This window comes from Phyllobacterium sp. CCNWLW109, assembly GCF_037203905.1.
Classification (GTDB): Bacteria; Pseudomonadota; Alphaproteobacteria; order Rhizobiales; family Rhizobiaceae; genus Phyllobacterium; species Phyllobacterium ifriqiyense.
In genome coordinates this window covers 911,472-932,905 of record NZ_JBBCBK010000001.1, presented here as the reverse complement: position 1 = coordinate 932,905, position 21,434 = coordinate 911,472, and the positions used below count along the sequence as shown (strand labels likewise).

Genomic DNA, 21,434 nt, shown 5'->3' with positions numbered 1-21,434 from the left:
GGTTCACGCAAGCCGACCTTGATAGCTCTGGAACACTGGCGAACATGCAGGAGCAGGTTTTGGGTATTCTGATCGGACTGGTCGTAACAATGGGTTGTCTGCTTGGTGGCTTTATCGCCATGGGCGGGCACGTTGGCGTTCTGATGCAGCCATGGGAATTTGTGATTATCGGCGGTTCCGCACTCGGCACTTTCCTGGTGGCCAATCCCTTCTCGGCAGTCAAAGATTCCGGTCGCGCCTGCATGGAGGCATTCACCAACAAGGTGCCAAAGCAGCGTGACTATCTCGATGTGCTCGGTGTTCTTTATGCCCTGATGCGCGAATTGCGCGCAAAATCGCGTAATGAGGTGGAAGTTCATATCGATAACCCGAATGAATCGACAATTTTCCAAGCATTTCCGAGCGTTCTCAAGAACCATGACCTGACGCATTTCATCTGCGACTATTGCCGCCTGATCATCATCGGCAATGCGCGTTCGCATGAAATCGAAGCTCTGATGGATGAAGAAATTCACACCATTTCACGCGACAAGCTCAAGCCTTATCATGCAATGGTCAGCGTGTCGGAGGGACTGCCCGCCCTTGGCATCGTCGCCGCTGTTCTTGGCGTCATCAAAGCCATGGGCGCGCTCAATGAGTCGCCTGAAATTCTTGGACATCTCATCGGCGCAGCACTTGTCGGGACCTTCGCGGGCATCTTCCTGTCCTACGGTGTCGTGGGGCCGATCGCCACCAAGATCAAGACAACGCGCGAGAAGCAAAACAGGCTTTACATCATCGTAAAGCAGACATTGCTGGCATATATGAATGGTGCTCTGCCCCAAATCGCGCTCGAATATGGCCGCAAGACTATTTCCGCCTATGATCGTCCATCCATTGACGTTGTGGAGCAGGAAACTCTCTCCCCAACGCCCCTGCAGCAAGCGGCTTAAGGTTCTGTGATGGAGGTCGAGGCCGAGCAAAAAAAACCTGACGCGCTGGCGGATAGTATCCTGCGGGCGGCGGGGCTTTCTGTCGATGATCTGAAATCATTCGAAACGGTATTCCGCGATTTGGCTTCGACATTTGGCGCAAGGATTTCCGCGCAAACCGATGCAGCCGTCACCGCTGAGTTCCTTAATATTCGTTCCCTCGAGAAAGAAGTCGTGACCGATGCAGTCCAGGGTTCGGCCTTGGTGGGAACGGTTTCCGTGCCCAAATGGGGCTCAAGAATCCTGCTGGCCGCCGACCGGAGCTTTGTCGACTGTGGAATTGAGGCTCTCTTCGGTTCTGGCGGAAGTTCCGAGATGGCGACGACGATTAGGCCTTTCACATCAGTGGACATGGGAATCGCACGGCAGACTTTCAGCGATATCACATCCTCGCTCGATCATATGTTCTCCGGCGGCGATCCGCTTTTCCAGATGGGCGAACTTAGCGAAGCTGCGCACCTTGCGCCGGGCACCGTTTCCGAGGCCCGAATGATTGCCTGCACTATCGGCTTGAATGTAACGGGCCGCTCCGGTCACGTCTCCATTCTGTTGCCGCGCTCCGCTTTCCGGCCGATGCAGGACGCAATCGCCCGCTTGTTGCGGCAGCCCGCACATCATCTTGATCCCAGCTGGGCAAAGAAGCTGCGATTGGAAGTCAGCCGCGCGCATATCGAGGTCGAGGCCTATTTGCAGCAAGGTTCAATGACTCTTGAGCAACTCGCTTTACTGCGCCCGGGACAAATTCTGCACTTACCCAAGGACGCAATTGATCAAGTCCGTCTGCGCAGTGGCGATCAGGCCCTTTACAAATGCCGTCTCGGCAAGGCGGGAAGCGTATTCACCGTTCGCATCACCGATCCCGTCAACGAAGAAGAGGACCTCCTTGATGAGCTTGCTGCTGGTTAATCTGATCTCACTGGGTTTGAGTGCCATTTCCTTGATCGTATTTTTTGCGGCGCTGCGCAAAGCGAGCAGACTGACAGCAATGAGCCGGCTGATGGCAAATCAGGTAGCAAGCTCTGCAAACAATCTTCAAAAAGCCTTGGCAATCCTTCAGGCAGAGCGGGAGATCTGCCGGGACGAAAGCATACGGCTTGAAGCGCGCCTGAAAGATTCTGATCGTGTGCGCTCTGAAATGGCCCGCGCAATGGAGCTTATAAAGCGAGCGCGGCTGGATCTGAATGAAGATGCACTTGTTGCCGCTGCCATGCAGCAACCGGCAGCTGCGTCACACGTAGCTCCACCGGAGGTCAAAATCAGTTCCATCAATCACTTTATGACGGATCAGCTCAAATCTGTAACGCCAACGCAAGTTGCTCCGTTCGAACCAGCGCGCCCCTTGCCAGTTTTTGTCAATCGTATCGTTCGTGCCAGCGACGTTGCTGGCGCTGTTCTTTAAACCTACTCCGCACTCGGGATCATTCGCATCATGGCCATATCCGACAAGAACTCGATCGAAGACGAACTGAACGAGGCCATCGAAGACCTCAAGCGCGACGAGCCGCAACCGACCCGGAAACCAGCCGGGTCCAAGCCCAATATCGACCTGATCATGGGTATCCCAGTTGACGTGCAGGTTGTTCTGGGAAGTACGTCCATGCCGGTCGCGAATCTGATGAAGCTCGGACGCGGTTCCGTAGTAACACTAGACAAGCAAATCGGCGATCCGGTCGATATTGTCGTCAATGGCCGCGTTATCGCTCGTGGTGAAGTGATCGTCCTTGAAGATGACAGTTCAAGGTTCGGCGTCAGCCTGACCGAAGTCATCGGCAGCGGCAATTAAGCGTGGCGAGATGAGCGATCACGCAACCGAAGAGGCATCAAGCGCCATTCAGGATCTGTCAGGACCTGAAAAAGTGGCGGCATTGCTCGTCGCCATCGGACGGCCATCCGCGTCCCGCCTCCTCAAGCATTTCACAGCGGATGATTTGCGTTCACTGGCGGTACACGCTCGCAAGCTCGAACCCATCACGCCCAGCGACTTCGAAGAACTGGTAAAGCAGTTCGAGAATGCATTTGCCGACGGTGCGCCGGTATCCGAAGCCGGGATGCGCTTTGAGGGCCTGCTGCGCGAATCCCTCACCGCCGATGAAGCAAGTGCCGTTATCGAAAACCGCCGGCCCGAACTTTTGGCTCAGGAGTCCGTTTGGGATCAATTACCGCGAATTCCCGCCGAGATCTTGCACGCCTATCTTGTTAATCAGCATCCGCAGGTCACAGCCTATGTGATTTCCCGCCTGCCATCCGATATCGCAGCAAAGTTGCTTATCCGTTTTTCACCAACGACGCGCAGCGCCTTGATCCAGCGCACGTTGCATATCCGCAAAGTTGCCCCAGCTGTCTCCGCCATGCTCGAAGCCATTCTTCAACGTGAGGTAACAGGAAAAGACAATACGGCTTCCGAAAAGAGCCATCACGGCACGATCGCGAATATTATCAATCAGCTGGAAAAATCCGAGATCGACGAACTGCTTGGAGATCTGACGGATCTCGGTGCGGACGACCTTGCAAAGATCAAGGCGAAACTGTTCACCTTCGAGGATATTGCCCGTCTGTCGCAGCGCTCGAGACTTGTTCTGTTCGATGACATTCAGACCGATGTTGTTACCACAGCCTTGCATGGTTGCGAGCCGCAGCTCCAGGAACTCATTCTTCAGTCGCTATCGACACGCGGGCGCCGCATGGTTGAGACAGAACTCTCCAGCCCGAACAATATCAATGCCAATGCTGTAACGGAGGCCAGGCGCTCTATCGCACGTACCGCAATTGCTTTGGCTGAACGCGGCGATCTTCGCCTTGAGCCCGAGCAGGTCGGACCTTAACGGAGCAGTCCTGCTAGATGTCAGACGAGACCGACAAAGAGAGCAAAACCGAGGAGGCGACTGAAAAGAAAATCAGCGATGCAATGGAGAAAGGCAACCTGCCCTTCTCTCGCGAAGCACCCATCCTTGCCTCGATCATCGCGCTTATCATCATTCTGGTGTTTGTAGCGATACCAAGCGGCGCAAAACTCTCATCCTTCCTTTCTGAACTCTTTGACAAATCAGACGACTGGCATTTGAACAGCGCAGATGATGCGCGGCAGTTGTTCGGAATAATTGGAGCAGCCGTCGGTCTTGCGCTGCTTCCCATTATGATCCTGATACCCGGTGCAGGCATCCTTGCATCGGTTCTGCAAAACGCTCCGCGAATTGTTTTCAACCGTATCGAGCCACAAGCGTCGAGGGTGTCGCCCGCCAAAGGCTGGTCGCGTATTTTCGGGTCTGCCGGACGCGTTGAGTTTCTAAAATCAACCTTCAAATTTGCCGCGGCCAGCATCATTGTTTTCATGATTTTTTTTCGCGACAGCCATTTTTTTGTTGATGCCATAATCACTGAACCCGGGCAGCTTCCGGAGCTTATTAGGGCCCATATAACCCGCCTGCTTTCTTCGATAGCGATCGCAGTAACTGTGCTGGCAGCATTCGACATTGCCTGGTCGCGCATTCACTGGCGCAATGAACTGCGCATGACACGACAGGAGATCAAGGACGAACACAAGCAGGCTGAAGGCGATCCTTTGCTCAAGTCACGGTTGAGATCCCTCAGCCGCGATCGCGCGCGGCAGCGGATGATTGCGTCAGTTCCGACCGCCACTCTCATCGTCGCAAATCCGACACACTTCTCGGTTGCTCTTCGCTATAATCCGGCAAAGGATCCCGCTCCCGTCGTTGTCGCCAAGGGTCAGGACATAATCGCACTAAAGATAAGAGAAGTTGCAGAGGCAAATGATGTGCCGATTTTCGAGAATGTCCTGTTGGCACGTTCACTCTACAAACAGGTGCAGGTTAATAATGTAATCGCGCCGGAATTCTACAAGGCTGTCGCCGAACTTATTCAATTTGTTAATACCCGCCGAAAATAGTATAATTATTGATAGTCGGATGAATATATGAAAAAAACCCAGTATTCCGCGACACGCGTCGAGATTCTAGAACGGCATCTGACGGAGGTTATCAAAGACCTTCTGCTCGTTGACGTGGCCGACTATATTGCCTTCATCCGCTGTGAGCTTTTCGGCAATATTGCCGATATCGTAAACTCGGCCACCGAGTTGACCTTTTATCCCAATACGCTGACTTTCGGGCACGGAGGTGAGTATCACCTCGACTGGAACTCGACGCCCACCGTGACACTTGATCTGGAATTCAGCAACATGGGCGTCAATGCATATTTTCGCTTGATCCTCTCAGCCCATTCCACTGAAATTGACCTTCATCATTTGCGTTTTGCTGAAACGGGCCGAAGCCCGGCGGAAAACACGGCTTTGCTTGAAGCAGCTTTTGCAGATGCCCATTTGCCTCAATTCACAGCTTCCGAGAGCACCGACTAGAACCTGTTTGCGATAACAGGCATTTCGATAACGCCCAATGCCAAAGCAGTTGCTACGGTTGAGGTGCGATTGGCGCAACCAAGCTTGTTTTTTGCGTTTTGCAAGTACGTCACTACCGTCCAGCGCGCGATGTCAAGAATTTCGCCGATTTCGCCGTCCGTCTTTCCATTGGCAGCCCAATAGAGGCAATCCAGTTCTCGTTTTGTCAGAAGCTTGGCAACAACGGCAGCAAGGACCGGATTGCGATTTCCGTGGAGCGCGGTGTGCAGACGCGATGAACATGCAACAAGGCGTTGGCGCATCCGCTCGATGAAGCCTGCCTGTTCAGATTTGCCGACGTTGAACGTAAATTCTGTAATCCCTTTGAAGCCGTGGGGATTGGAAGCACCTACTGCAAGAAACAGGCTACCAGTGTTTCGCATCTCGCGGTCCCAAAAGTATTTTTCTACCTCGGATGACAAGGCGACTTCATCTGCCAGATTTCGTATGCTTCCTGCTGCCTGGGCAGGGCGCCGAGGCATAACCACGGCATCAAGCAGCGGATCCAACTTGTAATAACCTTTTGCCGAATAGCGCATCGCCCAGCTGAAAGGCAGAGTTGTGGTAACAGAAACGTCTGGAGTTGAGCCCTTGTTGGGAGCGGTCTGGCTGGAGTAGCCGATATGGGTTATGTGGAGACAATCCAACTGCTCCCGGATATCAATCAGCATCTCGAGCACATCTCTCTTGGCAGAGATACCGAAAAATCCTTCCTGAAAATCCGGGAAATGGGCTAAATCAAAATGCATCGGATAACAAACTAGTCCCCCTGCGGGCACGATATGCCGGCATGTTATTAGCACTCTCAAGGAATGGCTCGATTTGATGGGCAAGAATCGGCAGCAGTTATATCGTTGCATACCGTTCACGGGACACACAAGCCGCGAACAATTGTATTTTCAAGTTTTCACATATTTAACAGGCACTGCCGTTATTGTGCATTGAGCAGCCCGATGGATAAGTGTGCATCGCCTGCACAATCGGCCTGTGTTACTGTCGCTTATGACGACTGAAAAGAACGACAATTTTTTTGAGACATTGCCTGTTTTCGAGCAATTTGAAGGCGTTGCGGACAACGCCAATTACAAGGCGCTTCCCGCTGACTGGGTGTTGGCCACTGCAGACATAGTGGGTTCAACCGAAGCCATAAAACAGGGACGCTACAAGGCCGTCAACGTGGCGGGCGCAAGCGTCATATCGGCTCTCCTCAACGCATTGGGGAAGCAAAACCATCCATTTATATTCGGAGGCGATGGAGCTTTGGTTGCTCTTCCTGCTTCAGAGGAGCTGGAGGCTCGCAAAGCACTTGCGGCAGTACAAGCCTGGGTGGCGGATGAATTGCAGTTGAACCTGAGAGCGGCCATTGTTCCAATGGCGGCGGTGCGCGCTCAAGGTCTGGATGTACGCGTGGCCAGATTTAAAGTCAGCTCGGAGCTCTCTTATGCGATGTTCGCCGGCGGAGGAGCAAGTTGGGCTGAAGCTCAAATGAAAGCGGGTAAATTTCTGATCAAACCAGCGCCCTCGGGCTCGCGTCCTGATCTGACTGGCCTGTCCTGCCGTTGGAATCCGGTCCGCGCCCACAACGGTGAGATTGTTTCCATTATTGCAGTGCCCGGGGCATCGGGAGCAGACGCCCGCTTCCAGCAATTGGTGGCTGATGTTGTTGCCATAGCTGCCGAGCAAGCGCGCGGCGCCCACCCAATTCCGGAAGAAGGACCACAGATTGAATTCACATTGCAGGGCATCAGTACCGAGGCAAGGGCAACTGCTCCGGCTGGGAAAAGGCTCTATAAAAAGTTTGCCATTTTCGCTCAGATCGGACTGACGATAATGCTGGAAAAACTGGGTCTCACAGCCGGTGGATTTGATCCCAAAGCGTATAAGCGCGAACTGGTTCAAAATTCTGATTTCCGCAAGTTCGATGATGGACTCAAGATGACCATCGACATTGATGCTGCGCGGTTGACACGTATTGAAGAGCGGCTGGAAGAAGCAGCCAAAGAGGGAATCTGTCAGTACGGTTTACACAGGCAAAGCTCGGCTTTGATAACCTGTCTGGTTCCCACGCCGCTGGCGCATGACCATATCCACTTCATCGACGGTGCCTCTGGCGGTTATGCAATGGCTGCAAGCAACCTTAAAGCCAAACTCGCCTGAGGGTGACGCGGCTTGGCTGTTGGGCCACGGCAGCACTTATGATTTTATTATATGGTCTGCCATGAGCCCACGTTTCGTGAAAATATTGCGGGTATCAACGATTAACGGTGACCATGCGGCTATTGATGCATAATCAATGCAATCATGATCTGTCGAAATCAAAACCGCATCGTAAGACTGGACAGTTTCCTTTGTAAGATCGATTGATTGTCGCCCTTTCAAAGCCATATATTCCCTCGTCGTGGGAATTTCAGCGACATATGGATCGTGATAATCGGCAGTGCCGCCACGCTCGTGGATAATTTCCATCAGTCGTAATGAGGGGCTTTCGCGGATATCGGGAACATTTTTCTTGTACGCCAAACCAATGATCAGGATGCGCGAACGGCTGAGGGCTTTCCCCTCACGGATATCCAGTGCTTCCGACAATTTGCTGATCACATAACGCGGCATAGCCGAGTTTATTTCGCCTGCAAGCTCAATGAATCGCGTCGGTAATTCATATTCCCGCGATTTCCAGGTCAGGTAAAAAGGGTCGATGGGAATACAATGACCCCCAAGGCCGGGCCCAGGGTAAAATGGCATATAGCCAAAGGGCTTTGTCTTTGCGGCTTCGATTACTTCCCAGATATCGATCCCCATTGCAGCGTAAACTGTCTTGAGTTCATTGACCAACGCTATATTCACGGCCCGGAAAATGTTCTCTGTGAGTTTTACTGCTTCAGCCGTCGCATTGGATGAGACGGGCACAACAGTCTTGACGGCTTGCCCATAGAAGGCCTGCATCAACTCACTGGCTTCAGCACCATCGCCAGCAACGATCTTTGGAATGCTGGACGTATCAAAGTCGCGATTGCCCGGATCTTCCCTTTCTGGCGAAAACCCTAGAAAAAAGTCCTGACCTGACTTCAACCCGGTCTTTTCCAGAATGGTTTTGACAATATCGTCCGTTGTACCGGGATAAGTCGTCGACTCCAACACTATAAGCTGACCCCTTCGAAGCGTGGCTGCAATTGAACGACTCGTTGCCTCAACATAAGAAAGATCAGGGTCCCGATGTTTTGTCAGGGGCGTCGGAACGCAGATGACAATCACGTCACATGACGCGAGTTGCCCGAAATCATCCGAAGAACGGAATCTTCCCGCTGAAGTCTCTTTGGCTAGATCGGCATTGCTAACCGCTTCGATATAGGAATTTCCGGCGTCCAACGCGATAATTTTTGCCGGGTCGACATCAAACCCAGTTACGTGGAATCCGCTGCGTGCAAGCGTAATCGCCAGGGGGAGTCCAACATATCCAAGTCCGATTACTCCGGCTTTTGCCTGTTGTGTCAGGAGTTTTTGCGAAAGGTCGGTAAAAGCAGTATTGGTCACGTGATATTCCAGTCTTATCTGGCCTGCGCCTTCGTTCGTAGATGGCTGCTATACGGATAGCTGTCAAGCGACCGCAACCTCACCACTTACGTCACAATCAAGTGACAACGCCCTATTGTTTCAGATTGGGGAAATGCCCATCTAACCAATGTCAATGTAATTAATTAGAGGGCGCCTGTCTGTTTACCTGCGAAAGTCCAGCGTAATTGGCGGATCGACCCCACAGGTGGATTGTTTGCCAGCGTTGACACTGCATCCGGATTCACTCATCCTGTTGTTATTATTCTCCTGTTCGAGCGTAGTTGACACGTTCGACAAATGGCATACGCGGAAAATGGACGTAGCTCGAATTTGTAAGGACGAGGGATGAGCGCGACCCAAGCGGATATTTCCACAATTCTTCTCGACAAGGTGGCAGACTGGGTTACAGAGTCAGCATTGGCTGGAGACAGCCTTGAAGTAATCGTGCGCGGATTTTGCGAGCGCATTGCAGCGGCGGGCCTACCAATAGCCCGCGTCAATCTTTCCTTTTCAATGCTTCACCCCCTTTACGACGCTCTCGGTTTTACCTGGAAGCGTTCAAGCGGCATGACTGTGGAAGGTTACCGCCACAATCCTGGTGAAAAACCCGAACGGTTTCTTCTCAGCCCTTATTTCTATTTGCTCAGCAACAATCTTGAGCATCTGCGGCGGCGCATCGATCTTGATGGGCCATCGGAGTTCCCGGTTCTGGATGAACTCAGACTTGAAGGCATGACTGACTATCTTGCGTTTTTGCAGTCCTTTGGCGGCCAATCGACCCAAGGCATGATGGGATCGTGGGCAACTGATTCCAGTGAAGGCTTCAGCGACCCAATGATTGCCAAACTCTTGCGTTTGCAGAACCATCTTGCTGTTGCGGCAAAAATGGCCGTTCTGGGAAAACTCGCCGACAATATGTTGACCACTTACCTTGGTGGTAATGCTGGCAAGCGCGTTCTCAATGGCCAGATTCGCCGGGGTGATGGCGAGACTATTCGCGCCGCCTTGGTCATGGGCGACATGCGTCAATCAACAGTGCTCGCAGAAAAAGAAGGGCGGCAGGCCTATATTGATACCCTCAACCATTTCTTTGATGCGATCGCCGCGCCCTTCAACCGTGGTGGCGGCGAAATTTTGAGCTTTATGGGCGATGGATTTCTTGCCGTCTATCCTTGCGGCAGGCACAAGGACCCTTCCAAAGTCGCGTGTCAGTCCGCCCTTTCTGCTGTTTCCAAGGCTCAAGCACGCGTTGCCGAACTCAACATCATGCGGCAGCAAGAAGGCCTCAGCGCCATCAAATATGGAATTGGACTGCATGTCGGCAATGTCATGTTCGGGAATGTCGGATTGAAGGACAGGCTGACATTTTCGGCTTTCGGATCGGCCGTAAATGAGGTGCAAAGACTTCAAAGCCTAACAAAGAAATATGATCGTGAAGTCGTCGCCAGCCAGGCATTTGCCACATATTGTGGAGGCGATTGGACCACTCTTGGCGAGGAAAAATTGCGTGGTGTGGGTCAGAAGGTAACGGTTCTATTGCCAAAACCTGCAGGACAGACCGCGCAGCTTGACGATGCCTATGACGAAATAACTTATGATGGACTTTCGGAAGCCGAACAGGTCATGCTACTTCACAGAGATGCCAAGTCTACTCCGCCCAAACGTCCCCTCTTAGAGAAATTCATGCAATGACAGGAAGATACGTCGCTATGGCTTTTCTTGCGGCAGCTTTGAGTGCAACGGGTGCGGCAGCAGAACCCATAGGCGACGTTCTGATTGATGGTTTCGACGGGAAAGATTTCTCCCCCGCAGGTGGGCTTTATTACCGCCAGAACTTTGAACAGCAGGCTGGTAAAGTCGAGTTTCAATCCGAGATAAAGCAGACCGGTGCTGGGGCACTGAAGTTAAGCGTAAAGCCGTTTTGCCCCAAGGTGCGAAAAAACTGCAGCGAGCGTGCTGAAGTCTGGGAGAAAACCCAGCATCGCGTCCCCTATGACCAAGGCGTCTGGTATGGGTTCGCGGTAAAATTTGCCGATCCGATCCCGAAAGATGATCATCGCTATCTGATCGCGCAGTGGAAAAGGGAAATTGGGCCGGAAGCCGTGGGTGATTTCAGCCCATTTTTGGCATTACGTCTCAATCATGGAAAACTTTTTGCGACGATTGAAACCAATTATATCGCGCCAACAAAGGCAGCAGGCCCAAGCACTGTAAAGGCTTGCAGCGACAAACAGACGCCGGTTTGGTATCGACCTGATACCAATCAGATGCGTGCGCTTATCGCCACTGATGATAAATGGACCCCGCAAGACGGCAAGCAGTTCAACAGTTGCACTGATGCCATTGTTGTAACCGACAGGGGCAACAAGCTGCCTACGCCGGATTCGGGCTGGATTGATTTTGCCATATATACAAAACCAGGTCCGGACGGATCCGGCCATGTTGAGATTTTTGCCAATAATAAATGGATCGTGACCGTCAAAGGAAACATAGGCCATGGAGACAAAGGGCTAGGCGATAATCAATATTTCAAGTTTGGCCCGTATCGCGCGGCCGACAAAACTGAATGGGCGCTTTATTTCGACAATTTCCGCCGCTCCCCGCGCTGTTCCGATGTTCTTGATGCTTCCGTCTGTCCTGTACCGTAAACAAGAGTATGTATTTGATCTACATGGGCAATCGCCATTCAACCAACTGGACTCGGACAAGAGCGTAAGCTAGTCTCGTTCCAGTTGACAGAAAACGACAGCCTTTAAGGATTAAGTCGCTCGCATGGTGTCGGGAACGGATTTATTACGCATTGAGAACCTTGGCATCTCTTTTGCGATGCTTGGTGGACGAATGAATGTGGTAAAGGGCGTCAATCTTCGCGTCCTGCCAGGTAAAGTGACTGCTCTCGTGGGCGAGTCTGGCTCCGGCAAATCCGTTATAAGTCAGTCGGTTATGGGCATTTTGCCCAATACGGCCAGCGTCACAGGTAAAATTCTTTTCACCGATCCTCTAAACGGCAGAGCAAGCGACATATTGCAAATGCGCCCTGACGGTGCTGAGCTGCGAGATCTGCGTGGCAAGCGAATGGCTAAGATCTTTCAGGAGCCAATGACATCCCTGTCGCCATTGCATACTGTCGGCAACCAAATCAGCGAAGTCCTGCAAATCCATACACAGGCGACCAAAGAAGAACGCAGGGCACAGACTGAGGAGATGCTGGGGCTGGTAGGGTTTCACAATCCTGCACGCACTTATGACATGTACCCGTTCGAGTTATCCGGAGGCATGCGCCAGCGGGCAATGATAGCGATGGCTTTGATCTGCCGCCCTGCCCTTTTGATTGCAGATGAGCCGACGACTGCCCTCGATGTTACCATACAGGCTCAAATACTTGAATTGTTGAAGGACCTTCAGCAAAAGTTGAACATGGCGATGCTGTTGATCACGCATGATCTCGGTGTCGTGGCCAATATGGCCGATGAGGTTGTGGTCATCTATCATGGCGAGATCATGGAAGCGGGTCACGTCGATGCTATCTTTCGCAATCCGCAGCATCCGTATTTAAAAGGGCTGATGGCTGCCGTACCGCACTTCGACATGAAGCCAGGAGAACGATTGAAGGCTTTGCGTGAAGTTCCGGTCAATTCGGACACGCTTTGGGCAAAAAAGCCGAAGCCCGAAAACACGCCGGAGATTTTGCTGAGCGTGAAAAACCTGACAAAGACCTATGCCATTCGCAAATCCGGCATGTTTGGCAAGCAGGACAAGACACGCATAAAGGCCGTCAATGATGTCAGTTTCGACATTCGCCGGGGCGAGTGCCTTGGTCTTGTTGGGGAAAGCGGGTGCGGCAAAACCACATTGAGCAAAATTTTAATGCGTGCCATTACGCCCGACAGCGGGAGCGTGACTTTCAACGAAGGCAAGGGAGAGGTTGACGTTCTAGCGGCGCAAGGCGAAGCTCTGATGGAGCTGCGAACCCATATTCAAATGGTTTTTCAGGATCCAGTTTCTTCCCTGTCTCCGCGCATGACAGTCCAGAACATTCTGAGTGAGCCGCTGGAAATACATGGGCGCGGGGATAGAGCCTATCGCATGGAAAAAGTACGAGCCTTGATACAGGCAATCGGGCTTGATCAACGCTTTCTCAATCGCTATCCGCACAGTTTTTCGGGTGGGCAGCGTCAGCGCATAGGAATTGCACGCTCATTGGCGCTTGGACCGCAATTGTTGATTTGCGATGAACCCGTCTCCGCCTTGGATGTCTCCGTGCAAGCGCAGATTTTGAACCTGCTTAAGGATCTACAAAAGAAATTGGGCCTAACCTACCTGTTTATTTCACATAACCTTGCTGTGGTCGACTATATGGCTGATCGGATAGCAGTCATGTGTGCTGGTCGAATTGTCGAGTTAGCACCTTCCGCAATCATTCTGCGCAATCCGATACATCCCTATACCCGCTCCCTTCTCGCGGCTGTCCCTTTTCCCGATTTGGACCGCCCTCTTGATTTTAAAACCCTCAAGGCGAGTGGTGCCTCGGACAAACGAGCCTGGGGACCGCAGTTTTTTGACGAAACCGATTCAAACGATCTTGCCCAGGCTGATCTGGGTGGCGGACACCTTGTTTTGGCCAGACGCAATGTTGACGCCAGGGAGTTACGAGCGTGATAACGCGGCGCGAAGTGCTTGGTACAATCGGGCTTGGCGGACTGGGATGTCTGCTATCTCCGAATTTCGCGTCAGCGGCGGATCGCGATCTGGAGCCCGAATTCCTGTCTGATCAGTTGAGAGCGCGCAGCTTGCCGCCACTTGTCAAGCGATTGCCCACGCGCCCTCGCATTATTGGTCTCAAGGAAATGGGCCGCGTACCTGGCCGTTACGGCGGTACAATCCGCACTATAATCGGTAGCGCCAAAGACATTCGTTTCATGACGATCTACGGATATGCCCGGCTCGTCGGATATGATGAAAAGCTGACGCTGCAACCGGATATTCTCGAGGCATTTCAAGAAGAAAACGACACTGTTTTCACGTTTACCATTCGCGAAGGTCATCGTTGGTCCGACGGTTCGCCTTTGACGGTAGATGACTTCCGGTATTGGTGGGAAGACGTACTTCTCAACAAAGATCTAACCCCCGGCGGTGGATCACTTGATCTGCGTGTCAATGGCAAGTTGCCGCGATTTGAAGTCGTCGACAACCTGACCGTGCGCTATTCTTGGGATGCCCCGAACCCAAATTTTCTGCCGAGTCTGGCAGCACCACAACCGCTCGCTATTCATGGCCCCTCGGCCTATCTCAAGCAGTTTCATAAAAAGTATCAGGACCAGTTCAGGCTTTCTGCGTTGATGCAGGAAAACCGGGTGAAAAAATGGGCCGACCTGCATATCAAGATGGCGCGTGAATATCGTCCAGAAAATCCCAATTTGCCAACGCTGTACCCTTGGCGGAACACGACAGCCCCACCTTCCGAACAGTTTGTTTTCGAACGAAATCCTTATTTCCACCGCGTTGATGAGAATGGCAGACAATTACCTTATATCGACCGTGTCATTCTGAATGTCAGTTCCTCTTCCATTATCCCGGCAAAAACTGGTGCGGGAGAGAGCGACCTTCAGGCAGCAGGCATTGATTTTAATGATTATACTTTCCTGAAAGATGCCGAGAAGCGCTATCCTGTAAAGGTCAATCTGTGGAAGATGACACGAGGGTCGCGCGTGGCAATTCTGCCCAATCTGAACTGCAAAGATGAAGTATGGCGCGGTTTGTTCCGTGATGTGCGCGTACGCCGGGCACTGTCACTGGCTATTGATAGACACGAAATCAATATGGCGGTTTTTTACGGCCTTGGAACGGCGAGCGCCGATACGGTGCTTCCAGAAAGCCCCCTGTACAAACCAGAATATGCCAATGCCTGGATTAACCATGACCCGGATCAGGCGAATGCTCTGCTCGACGAGGCGGGCCTGCAAAAACGCAATGGAGACAATATCCGTCTGCTGCCGGACGGTCGCCTTGCTGAAATTACCATTGAAACGCCGGGCGAAAGTACACTGGACACCGATGTACTGGAACTCGTGACCGATCATTGGCGAAAAATCGGCATTGCACTTTATACTCGCACATCGCAGCGCGATATTTTCCGCAGCCGTGCACAGGCCGGCAGAATTATGATGTCGATCTGGTACGGCATCGAGAATGGCGTTGCCACTGCAGATATGAATCCGCAGCAATTGGCACCAACCTCAGATGACCAGCTCCAATGGCCCTTATGGGGCATGTATCACCTTTCGCTCGGCCAGAATGGTCAGGCCCCGGATTTGCCTGAAGCGCAAGAGTTGATACGCCTGCAAACAGGCTGGCGGGAGTCGAGAAGCATGGATGAGCGAACCGCCATTTGGCATCAAATGCTTTCAATTTTTACGAGCCAGGTTTTCTCGATCGGGCTTATAAATGGCACGTTGCAACCCGTGCTTCATTCGAACAAGTTGCAAAACCTGCCGGAACGGGGTCTCTATGGTTTTGATCCCACATGCTTTTTGGGTATTTATATGCCCGATACATTCTGGCTTGAGACGGAGCAAGTTTAGAGATGCTCCGTTATATACTCTGGCGCATTGCCGCCATGATCCCCACTCTGCTGATCATATCCGCGCTCGTTTTCGTAATCATTGAGCTGCCTCCAGGCAACTTCATCGATAGCCAAATTGCAGAAATGCAGGCTCAAGGTGAGACGGTGAACATACAGGATCTGGAAGAACTGCGCAGTCAATACGGCTTGGACAAACCTCCGGTGCTGCGCTATTTTTATTGGGTTGGGGGCATGTTGCAAGGCGATTTTGGTTACTCGTTCGAGTATCAATTGCCCGTTAGCGAAGTCATTGGCGATCGCATGTGGCTGACCATCCTTGTGTCCTTCGTCACTATTCTTTTCACCTGGCTGATTGCTTTTCCTATCGGCATGTATTCGGCGACACACCAATATAGCTGGAGCGACTACGGCTTGACGTTTCTAGGCCTGCTTGGCATTGCCATTCCCAATTTCATGCTCGCGCTGATCTTGATGTATTTCGCCAATGTATGGTTCGGCACGTCCATAGGGCATTTGATGGACCAGCAATACCTCAATGAACCAATGAGTTGGGAGAAAGCGCGGTCCATTCTTTCACACTTGTGGATACCGGTTATTATCGTTGGAACGGCTGGAACTGCAGGAATGATCCGCCGTCTGCGCGCCAACCTTTTGGACGAACTGCAAAAGCAATACGTCATGACGGCAAGGGCGAAAGGGCTTCATCCATTCAAAACACTGATTAAATACCCACTTCGCATGGCTCTCAACTTTTTCGTCTCCGATATCGGATCCATTCTGCCAGCAATCATCTCCGGTGCGGAAATTACGGCGATCGTTCTATCACTTGAAACGACAGGCCCCATGCTCATAAAAGCGCTTCAAAGCCAGGATATGTATCTTGCTGGCTCATTTCTTATGTTTCTCGCATTCCTGACCGTTATTGGTGTCCTTATCTCCGATATCGCTCTTGCTTTTCTTGACCCCCGTATCCGGCTTGCTGGCAGGAGCACTAAGTGACGGATCAAATACCTCTCCCCGGCGCGCCCCTGCAGCATTTTGTATCGTCGGCACCGTTCGATCCGATGTCGATCGAGGAGATGACCGAAGCCCAGGCGAAGGTTCATCTCGCCTCTCAACTCAAATTGATGTGGTGGAAATTCAAGCGCCACAGAATTGCCCTGGCATCGGGCATATTCCTGCTGTTGCTCTATGGAATGATCATCATTGCCGAGTTTCTGGCTCCATATAATCTGCACACACGCAATGTCGATTTTATTCATTCGCCTCCCCAACGCGTCCATCTTTTCCAGGATGGCAATTTCGTTGGACCTTTTGTCTATGGCCGTGAAATGAGTCTGGACATGCAGTCGCTGAAACGCGTCTATACGAGCAAAATGGACGATGTGCAGCCGCTCCGTTTTTTCTGCAGGGGCGATGATTATCGGTTCTGGGGACTAATACAGTCCAATATCCATTTCGTGTGTCCTGCCAAGGGCGGCCAGATGTTTCTTCTTGGTACCGACCGTCTGGGACGAGATGTTCTATCGCGCATCATCTACGGTGCGCGGATATCTTTGACCATCGGGCTGATCGGCATCACCATAAGCTTTGTTCTCGGCATCATTATTGGTGGGCTTGCAGGCTACCATGGCGGTGTCTTTGATCTGCTGGTTCAACGTGTTATCGAAGTTTTACAATCATTGCCTAGCTTGCCGCTGTGGATGGCTCTTGCAGCCATCATGCCGGTGACCTGGAGCCCCATACTGATCTATTTCGGCATAACCATAATTCTTGGCATGCTCGACTGGACGGGTCTTGCTCGATCGGTACGCTCCAAGCTGCTTGCTCTGCGCGAAGAAGATTACGTATTGGCGGCACAGCTTATGGGAGCCAAGAGCAGCCGCATCATCGGACGGCATCTCGTTCCAGGCTTTATGTCGCACCTCATTGCAACTGCCACAATTTCCATTCCCGGAATGATCCTTGGCGAAACGGCCCTGAGCTTTCTCGGACTGGGCTTGAGACCACCTATAACCAGCTGGGGCATACTACTCACGGAGGCAAGAAGCGTCAGCGTTATAGCGTTCTACCCTTGGCTCCTTTTCCCGATGGTTCCAGTCATTCTTGTTATCCTGGCGTTCAATTTCTTGGGAGATGGGTTGCGCGACGCCGCTGATCCATACAGATAAGAGGCTGGTAGTTTGCAATTGATCGCCTATTTGAATGATATCGCGCGGGCCTGTCCGCAAAAAAGAAAGTTCCGACAATGATGCGTCGTTTCGAGGATGCACGGATCCTGATGTATAGTCACGATACGTTCGGCTTGGGTCATTTGCGGCGGTGCAGAACTATTGCACATTCGCTTGTTGAAGATTACCGGGGATTGAACATCCTGATCATATCGGGTGCGACCATTGCGGGTGCGTTTGATTATCGCGCGCGGGTGGACTTTGTTAAGGTGCCAAGCGTCATCAAATTGCGAAACGGAGAATATACATCTCTGGCTCGGCATATTGATCTGCACGAAACGCTGAAGATGCGGCAATCCATCATAAGACATACCGCAGAAACGTTTCAGCCTGACATTTTTATCGTCGACAAGGAGCCCATGGGCCTCAAGGGGGAAGTTGAAGAAACTCTAACCTATCTCAAGTCGCGAGGAACCACGCTCGTCCTTGGTTTGCGGGAAGTGATGGATGCTCCGCACCTTCTGGAAGCAGAATGGAAGCAAAATCAGGTTATCAACAAGATCGATCAGCTCTATGACACTGTATGGGTCTATGGTCCGCCGGATTTTTATGACCCTTTAGTTGACCTTGAAGTACCGGAGACTATCCGGGACAAGATGAAGTTTGTTGGCTTTTTGCAACGCAGCGTATCGCATGAAGCTGCTTCCGTGCATGTTCCTGACGGCGATTATATTCTGGTCACCACGGGCGGTGGCGGCGATGGTGCAGACCTCGTTCACAATGTCATTCATGCCTACCAGCAAGATCCCTCATTACAACATAAAGCGTTCATCGTTCTGGGACCTTATATGCCTGCCAAACAACGGGCGAAGCTGGTAAAGAAAGGCAGTAAAATTCCATACATACAGGTTATCGAGTTTGACAACCGCATGGAGGAATTGATTGCAGGAGCGAAGGCAGTAGTCGCCATGGGCGGCTACAATACCTATTGCGAGATATTGTCATTCGATAAGCCCGCCTTGATCGTGCCGCGTATTGCTCCTCGTGAAGAGCAATTGATCCGGGCCAAACGAGCCGCTGAGCTTGGTTTGATTGAGATGCTGCTGCCTGAAGAAGCTGGGGATCCGTTAAGACTTGCAGAAGTGCTCAAGCGTCTTCCTGAACGGGCACCTCCCTCCCAAAGCGGCAAAGGTGAAGGCATGCGTCTCGAAGGGCTGGTGCACATCTCCGAAATAGTTGGAGAATGGCTGGAGGACCGAGAAAATCAACCGCTTCCTGCGGTCGCCGAGTAAGAGCAAGCATTTTGACTATACGCCGTAAAACACTGGTTGTTCTGAAGGGCTATCCGCGTCTTTCAGAAACCTTCATCGCGCAGGAACTGCTTGGGCTTGAACGTGCAGGATTTGACCTCACCCTTATATCCATGCGCAAGCCTACTGATAAGAAACGCCATCCAATACATGATGAGATCAAGGCTCGGGTCGTCTATTTGCCGGAATATCTTCATAACGAGCCGCTGCGGGTATTACGCGGCCTGATTGGTAGTTGGAAGCGCCCCGGATTTCGACCGTTGCTTCGTCAATTCTGGACTGATCTCCTGCGTGATAAAACCCGCAATCGTTTTCGCCGGTTCGGACAAGCATTGGTACTGGCCCATGAATGGCCAGACGCCGGCGAATGGTTGCATGCACATTTTATCCATACGCCAGCATCAGTGACTGCCTATACAAGCATTTTGACCGGCGTTCCGTGGACCTGTTCCGCCCACGCTAAAGATATCTGGACTTCACCAGACTGGGAGCTAACCGAAAAACTGGCAAAGGCACGCTGGAGTGTTACCTGCACCCGTTCCGGTTTCGAGCATATGCGCCAACTTACTGATCGAAAAGATGAGGTACATTTAAGCTATCATGGGCTCGACTTGACCCGTTTTGGGCATTTCGACCAACGAAGATCCGACCGCGACGGCACCGATAAGTCTGATCCGGTGCGGATACTTAGCGTCGGCCGTGCGGTGCCGAAAAAGGGTTATGATATCCTTTTACAGGCGCTGGCTCAATTATCGCCTGATATCAATTGGCAGTTCACTCACATCGGTGGCGGTGATGAACTGTCGAAGCTCAAACCGCTCGCTGAATCACTTGGCATATCAGATCGCATCTTTTGGAAAGGTGCCCTCGCTCAAGAAGAGGTGCTGAGCCACTACCGGCAGTCAGATATTTTTGCGTTGGCATGTCGCGTAGCTGCAGACGGTGATCGCGATGGACTGCCCAATGTACTCGTCGAGGCGTCAAGTCAAAATCTCGTCTGCATCTCTACCAATATTTCGGGAATTCCAGAGCTGTTGACCGGCGGAGAAAACGGCTTTGTCGTGCCACCTGAGAACCCCCGTCTTTTGGCCGTCGCCATTGAGCGGGCCATCCGCGAGCCAGATTTGAGACATCGACTTGGTCTGGCTGCAGGGCGCCGCGTTCGAGAGCATTTCGACCATACTTCCAGTATCCGGCAACTTACCCGGCTCTTTGAAGATGAGTGGCAGAAATCATGAAATCACCACGCGTCTTCTTTTACGTCCAGCATCTGCTTGGAATAGGACATCTGGCAAGGGCGAGTCATATTTCGCGCGCGCTTGTCGATGACGGCTTTGATGTAAGCATGGTTACCGGTGGATCAAATGTGCGAGGATTTCCTGGACCCGGCGTAAAGCAGATCGCTTTGCCGCCCTTGCTCGCGGGAAATGCTGGTTTCAACGGACTTGTCGACGGGAATGGCAAGCCTGCCGACGACGATTATCTCAACAATCGTCGCAAGCTTCTGCTTGAAGCTTTCCACGAAGTGCAACCCGATATCGTGATAGTTGAAGCCTTCCCTTTTGGCCGAAGACAAATGCGCTTTGAGCTTATGCCGCTGTTGGAAGCTATCAAGACCGCTTCTCCAAGGCCAATATTGTTGGCATCAGTACGCGATATACTTCAGGAGCGGACAAAGCCGGGACGCGATGAAGAAACCGTCTCGCTGATCAAGTCGCATTTTGATCACGTCCTGGTCCATGGCGATCCCAATTTTATAGCTCTGCCCGACACTTTTCCATTGGCAGAGCTGATTGCTGACAAGGTTCTTTATACAGGGCTTGTAACCGGACCGGCTCCCTCTCCTGCCGATGACAATTTTGATATTGTCGTCTCGGCAGGCGGAGGTGCTGTCGGTGCGGAACTTCTTCGATCCGCATATCAGTGCGCCGTCCAATCCGGTTTTAAGGGCAGCTGGTGCCTTATCGCTGGCCCCAATCTTCCCGAGCCTGATTTTGCAGCTCTATCCGCTGAAGCACCTGACAACGTCACTGTTGTGAGATTTCGTCAGGACTTTCCTGGTCTGCTTCAAAACGCACGACTTTCAATTTCCCAAGCCGGTTACAATACGGTTTGCGATATACTTCGCGCCAAATGCCGTTCGATTCTCGTTCCGTTCACCGCAGGGGGTGAAACAGAGCAAAGTGTTCGCGCTACGCGCCTTGAATCTCTCGGCTTGGCAATTGCACTACCGGAAGGCGGCTTGAACAGCGATATTCTTACAAGCGCCATTGCATCTGCCGTCAACGAGGCGCATTGGCCAAAACACAACTTGGACTTGAATGGTGCTCAGCAGACCGCAGCATTATTGCGGCGCATGCTCTGAGACTGATTTGTCAGAATAAGCACCTACAGTGCCGTGTTATATGGCGTCATTGGCTTTGATGATGTAAGTTC

Annotated in this window: 19 protein-coding genes; 17 read left to right on the top strand and 2 right to left on the bottom strand. The window is 52.0% G+C overall.

Translation table 11 applies throughout. The annotated features are described in order from the left end of the window. Positions 1-59 precede the first annotated feature (59 nt). From motA to V9K92_RS04505, 7 genes are read left to right on the top strand one after another with little or no spacing between them, the layout of a single operon-like run. Positions 60-932 carry a flagellar motor stator protein MotA gene (gene motA, locus V9K92_RS04535; RefSeq protein WP_115055114.1) on the top strand — a complete coding sequence of 291 codons (873 nt, stop codon included), beginning with the start codon at positions 60-62 and terminating at the stop codon, positions 930-932. Between the two features lie 9 nt (positions 933-941). Continuing rightward, complete coding sequence (locus V9K92_RS04530; RefSeq protein ID WP_337353508.1) at positions 942-1,877, top strand: FliM/FliN family flagellar motor switch protein; 936 nt, start codon at positions 942-944, stop codon at positions 1,875-1,877. Then, entirely contained in the window at positions 1,858-2,370 is a 513-nt protein-coding gene (locus tag V9K92_RS04525; protein WP_307277239.1) for a BAB2_0123 family type IV secretion system effector, read from the top strand. The genes V9K92_RS04530 and V9K92_RS04525 overlap by 20 nt, the downstream gene beginning before the upstream one ends. A 30-nt stretch (positions 2,371-2,400) precedes the next feature. Then, positions 2,401-2,754, top strand: coding sequence for a flagellar motor switch protein FliN (gene fliN, locus V9K92_RS04520; protein ID WP_337353399.1), 354 nt, complete (start codon positions 2,401-2,403; stop codon positions 2,752-2,754). Between the two features lie 10 nt (positions 2,755-2,764). Further along, on the top strand, positions 2,765-3,793 hold the full coding sequence (locus V9K92_RS04515; RefSeq protein ID WP_115054969.1) for a flagellar motor switch protein FliG: 1,029 nt from the start codon (positions 2,765-2,767) through the stop codon (positions 3,791-3,793). Positions 3,794-3,810: 17 nt separating this feature from the next. Further along, the gene (flhB, locus tag V9K92_RS04510; RefSeq protein WP_336441435.1) at positions 3,811-4,875 is read left to right on the top strand and encodes a flagellar biosynthesis protein FlhB; all 1,065 of its coding nucleotides are present in this window, start codon (positions 3,811-3,813) and stop codon (positions 4,873-4,875) included. 27 nt (positions 4,876-4,902) lie between these two features. Further along, on the top strand, positions 4,903-5,343 hold the full coding sequence (locus V9K92_RS04505; RefSeq protein WP_115054967.1) for a hypothetical protein: 441 nt from the start codon (positions 4,903-4,905) through the stop codon (positions 5,341-5,343). Here V9K92_RS04505 and V9K92_RS04500 read toward each other — a convergent pair. Next, positions 5,340-6,131, bottom strand: coding sequence for a helix-turn-helix transcriptional regulator (locus V9K92_RS04500; protein WP_337353398.1), 792 nt, complete (start codon positions 6,129-6,131; stop codon positions 5,340-5,342). The two genes, V9K92_RS04505 and V9K92_RS04500, sit on opposite strands and share 4 nt — an antisense overlap. Positions 6,132-6,384: 253 nt before the next feature. Between V9K92_RS04500 and V9K92_RS04495 the strand changes: the two genes are divergently transcribed. Continuing rightward, on the top strand, positions 6,385-7,539 hold the full coding sequence (locus V9K92_RS04495) for a DUF3095 domain-containing protein (protein WP_337353397.1): 1,155 nt from the start codon (positions 6,385-6,387) through the stop codon (positions 7,537-7,539). A gap of 36 nt (positions 7,540-7,575) precedes the next feature. On the opposite strand, the gene V9K92_RS04490 is transcribed toward V9K92_RS04495, so the two are convergent. Next, positions 7,576-8,913, bottom strand: coding sequence for a nucleotide sugar dehydrogenase (locus tag V9K92_RS04490; protein WP_115054964.1), 1,338 nt, complete (start codon positions 8,911-8,913; stop codon positions 7,576-7,578). 366 nt (positions 8,914-9,279) lie between these two features. On the opposite strand from V9K92_RS04490, the gene V9K92_RS04485 reads away from it, so the two are divergent. From V9K92_RS04485 to V9K92_RS04445, 9 genes are all read left to right on the top strand, one after another. Further along, positions 9,280-10,626 carry an adenylate/guanylate cyclase domain-containing protein gene (locus V9K92_RS04485; protein ID WP_115054963.1) on the top strand — a complete coding sequence of 449 codons (1,347 nt, stop codon included), beginning with the start codon at positions 9,280-9,282 and terminating at the stop codon, positions 10,624-10,626. Next, on the top strand, positions 10,623-11,582 hold the full coding sequence (locus V9K92_RS04480) for a polysaccharide lyase (RefSeq protein WP_435530243.1): 960 nt from the start codon (positions 10,623-10,625) through the stop codon (positions 11,580-11,582). The genes V9K92_RS04485 and V9K92_RS04480 overlap by 4 nt, the downstream gene beginning before the upstream one ends. 124 nt (positions 11,583-11,706) lie before the next feature. Next, positions 11,707-13,593 carry an ABC transporter ATP-binding protein gene (locus tag V9K92_RS04475; protein WP_337353396.1) on the top strand — a complete coding sequence of 629 codons (1,887 nt, stop codon included), beginning with the start codon at positions 11,707-11,709 and terminating at the stop codon, positions 13,591-13,593. A 26-nt stretch (positions 13,594-13,619) separates the two neighbouring features. Next, positions 13,620-15,515, top strand: a complete 1,896-nt coding sequence (locus V9K92_RS04470; protein ID WP_443094442.1) for an ABC transporter substrate-binding protein — start codon at positions 13,620-13,622, stop codon at positions 15,513-15,515. Between the two features lie 2 nt (positions 15,516-15,517). Beyond that, entirely contained in the window at positions 15,518-16,516 is a 999-nt protein-coding gene (locus V9K92_RS04465; protein ID WP_115054959.1) for an ABC transporter permease, read from the top strand. Continuing rightward, on the top strand, positions 16,513-17,688 hold the full coding sequence (locus tag V9K92_RS04460) for an ABC transporter permease (RefSeq protein WP_337353395.1): 1,176 nt from the start codon (positions 16,513-16,515) through the stop codon (positions 17,686-17,688). Before V9K92_RS04465 ends, V9K92_RS04460 begins: the two co-directional genes overlap by 4 nt. Positions 17,689-17,765: 77 nt before the next feature. Beyond that, positions 17,766-18,980, top strand: coding sequence for a glycosyltransferase family protein (locus V9K92_RS04455; protein WP_337353394.1), 1,215 nt, complete (start codon positions 17,766-17,768; stop codon positions 18,978-18,980). Between the two features lie 11 nt (positions 18,981-18,991). Beyond that, positions 18,992-20,236 carry a glycosyltransferase family 4 protein gene (locus V9K92_RS04450; RefSeq protein ID WP_337353393.1) on the top strand — a complete coding sequence of 415 codons (1,245 nt, stop codon included), beginning with the start codon at positions 18,992-18,994 and terminating at the stop codon, positions 20,234-20,236. Further along, the gene (locus tag V9K92_RS04445; RefSeq protein ID WP_336441430.1) at positions 20,233-21,363 is read left to right on the top strand and encodes a glycosyltransferase family protein; all 1,131 of its coding nucleotides are present in this window, start codon (positions 20,233-20,235) and stop codon (positions 21,361-21,363) included. Before V9K92_RS04450 ends, V9K92_RS04445 begins: the two co-directional genes overlap by 4 nt. The last annotated feature ends 71 nt before the right edge of the window (positions 21,364-21,434 follow it).

Coding starts and splice junctions, on each gene's coding strand:
- V9K92_RS04530 (WP_337353508.1), top strand. CDS start 942: ATGGAGGTCGAGGCCGAGCAAAAAAAACCTGACGCGCTGGCGGATAGT.
- V9K92_RS04525 (WP_307277239.1), top strand. CDS start 1,858: ATGAGCTTGCTGCTGGTTAATCTGATCTCACTGGGTTTGAGTGCCATT.
- fliN (WP_337353399.1), top strand. CDS start 2,401: ATGGCCATATCCGACAAGAACTCGATCGAAGACGAACTGAACGAGGCC.
- V9K92_RS04515 (WP_115054969.1), top strand. CDS start 2,765: ATGAGCGATCACGCAACCGAAGAGGCATCAAGCGCCATTCAGGATCTG.
- flhB (WP_336441435.1), top strand. CDS start 3,811: ATGTCAGACGAGACCGACAAAGAGAGCAAAACCGAGGAGGCGACTGAA.
- V9K92_RS04505 (WP_115054967.1), top strand. CDS start 4,903: ATGAAAAAAACCCAGTATTCCGCGACACGCGTCGAGATTCTAGAACGG.
- V9K92_RS04500 (WP_337353398.1), bottom strand. CDS start 6,131: ATGCATTTTGATTTAGCCCATTTCCCGGATTTTCAGGAAGGATTTTTC.
- V9K92_RS04495 (WP_337353397.1), top strand. CDS start 6,385: ATGACGACTGAAAAGAACGACAATTTTTTTGAGACATTGCCTGTTTTC.
- V9K92_RS04485 (WP_115054963.1), top strand. CDS start 9,280: ATGAGCGCGACCCAAGCGGATATTTCCACAATTCTTCTCGACAAGGTG.
- V9K92_RS04480 (WP_435530243.1), top strand. CDS start 10,623: ATGACAGGAAGATACGTCGCTATGGCTTTTCTTGCGGCAGCTTTGAGT.
- V9K92_RS04475 (WP_337353396.1), top strand. CDS start 11,707: ATGGTGTCGGGAACGGATTTATTACGCATTGAGAACCTTGGCATCTCT.
- V9K92_RS04465 (WP_115054959.1), top strand. CDS start 15,518: ATGCTCCGTTATATACTCTGGCGCATTGCCGCCATGATCCCCACTCTG.
- V9K92_RS04455 (WP_337353394.1), top strand. CDS start 17,766: ATGATGCGTCGTTTCGAGGATGCACGGATCCTGATGTATAGTCACGAT.
- V9K92_RS04445 (WP_336441430.1), top strand. CDS start 20,233: ATGAAATCACCACGCGTCTTCTTTTACGTCCAGCATCTGCTTGGAATA.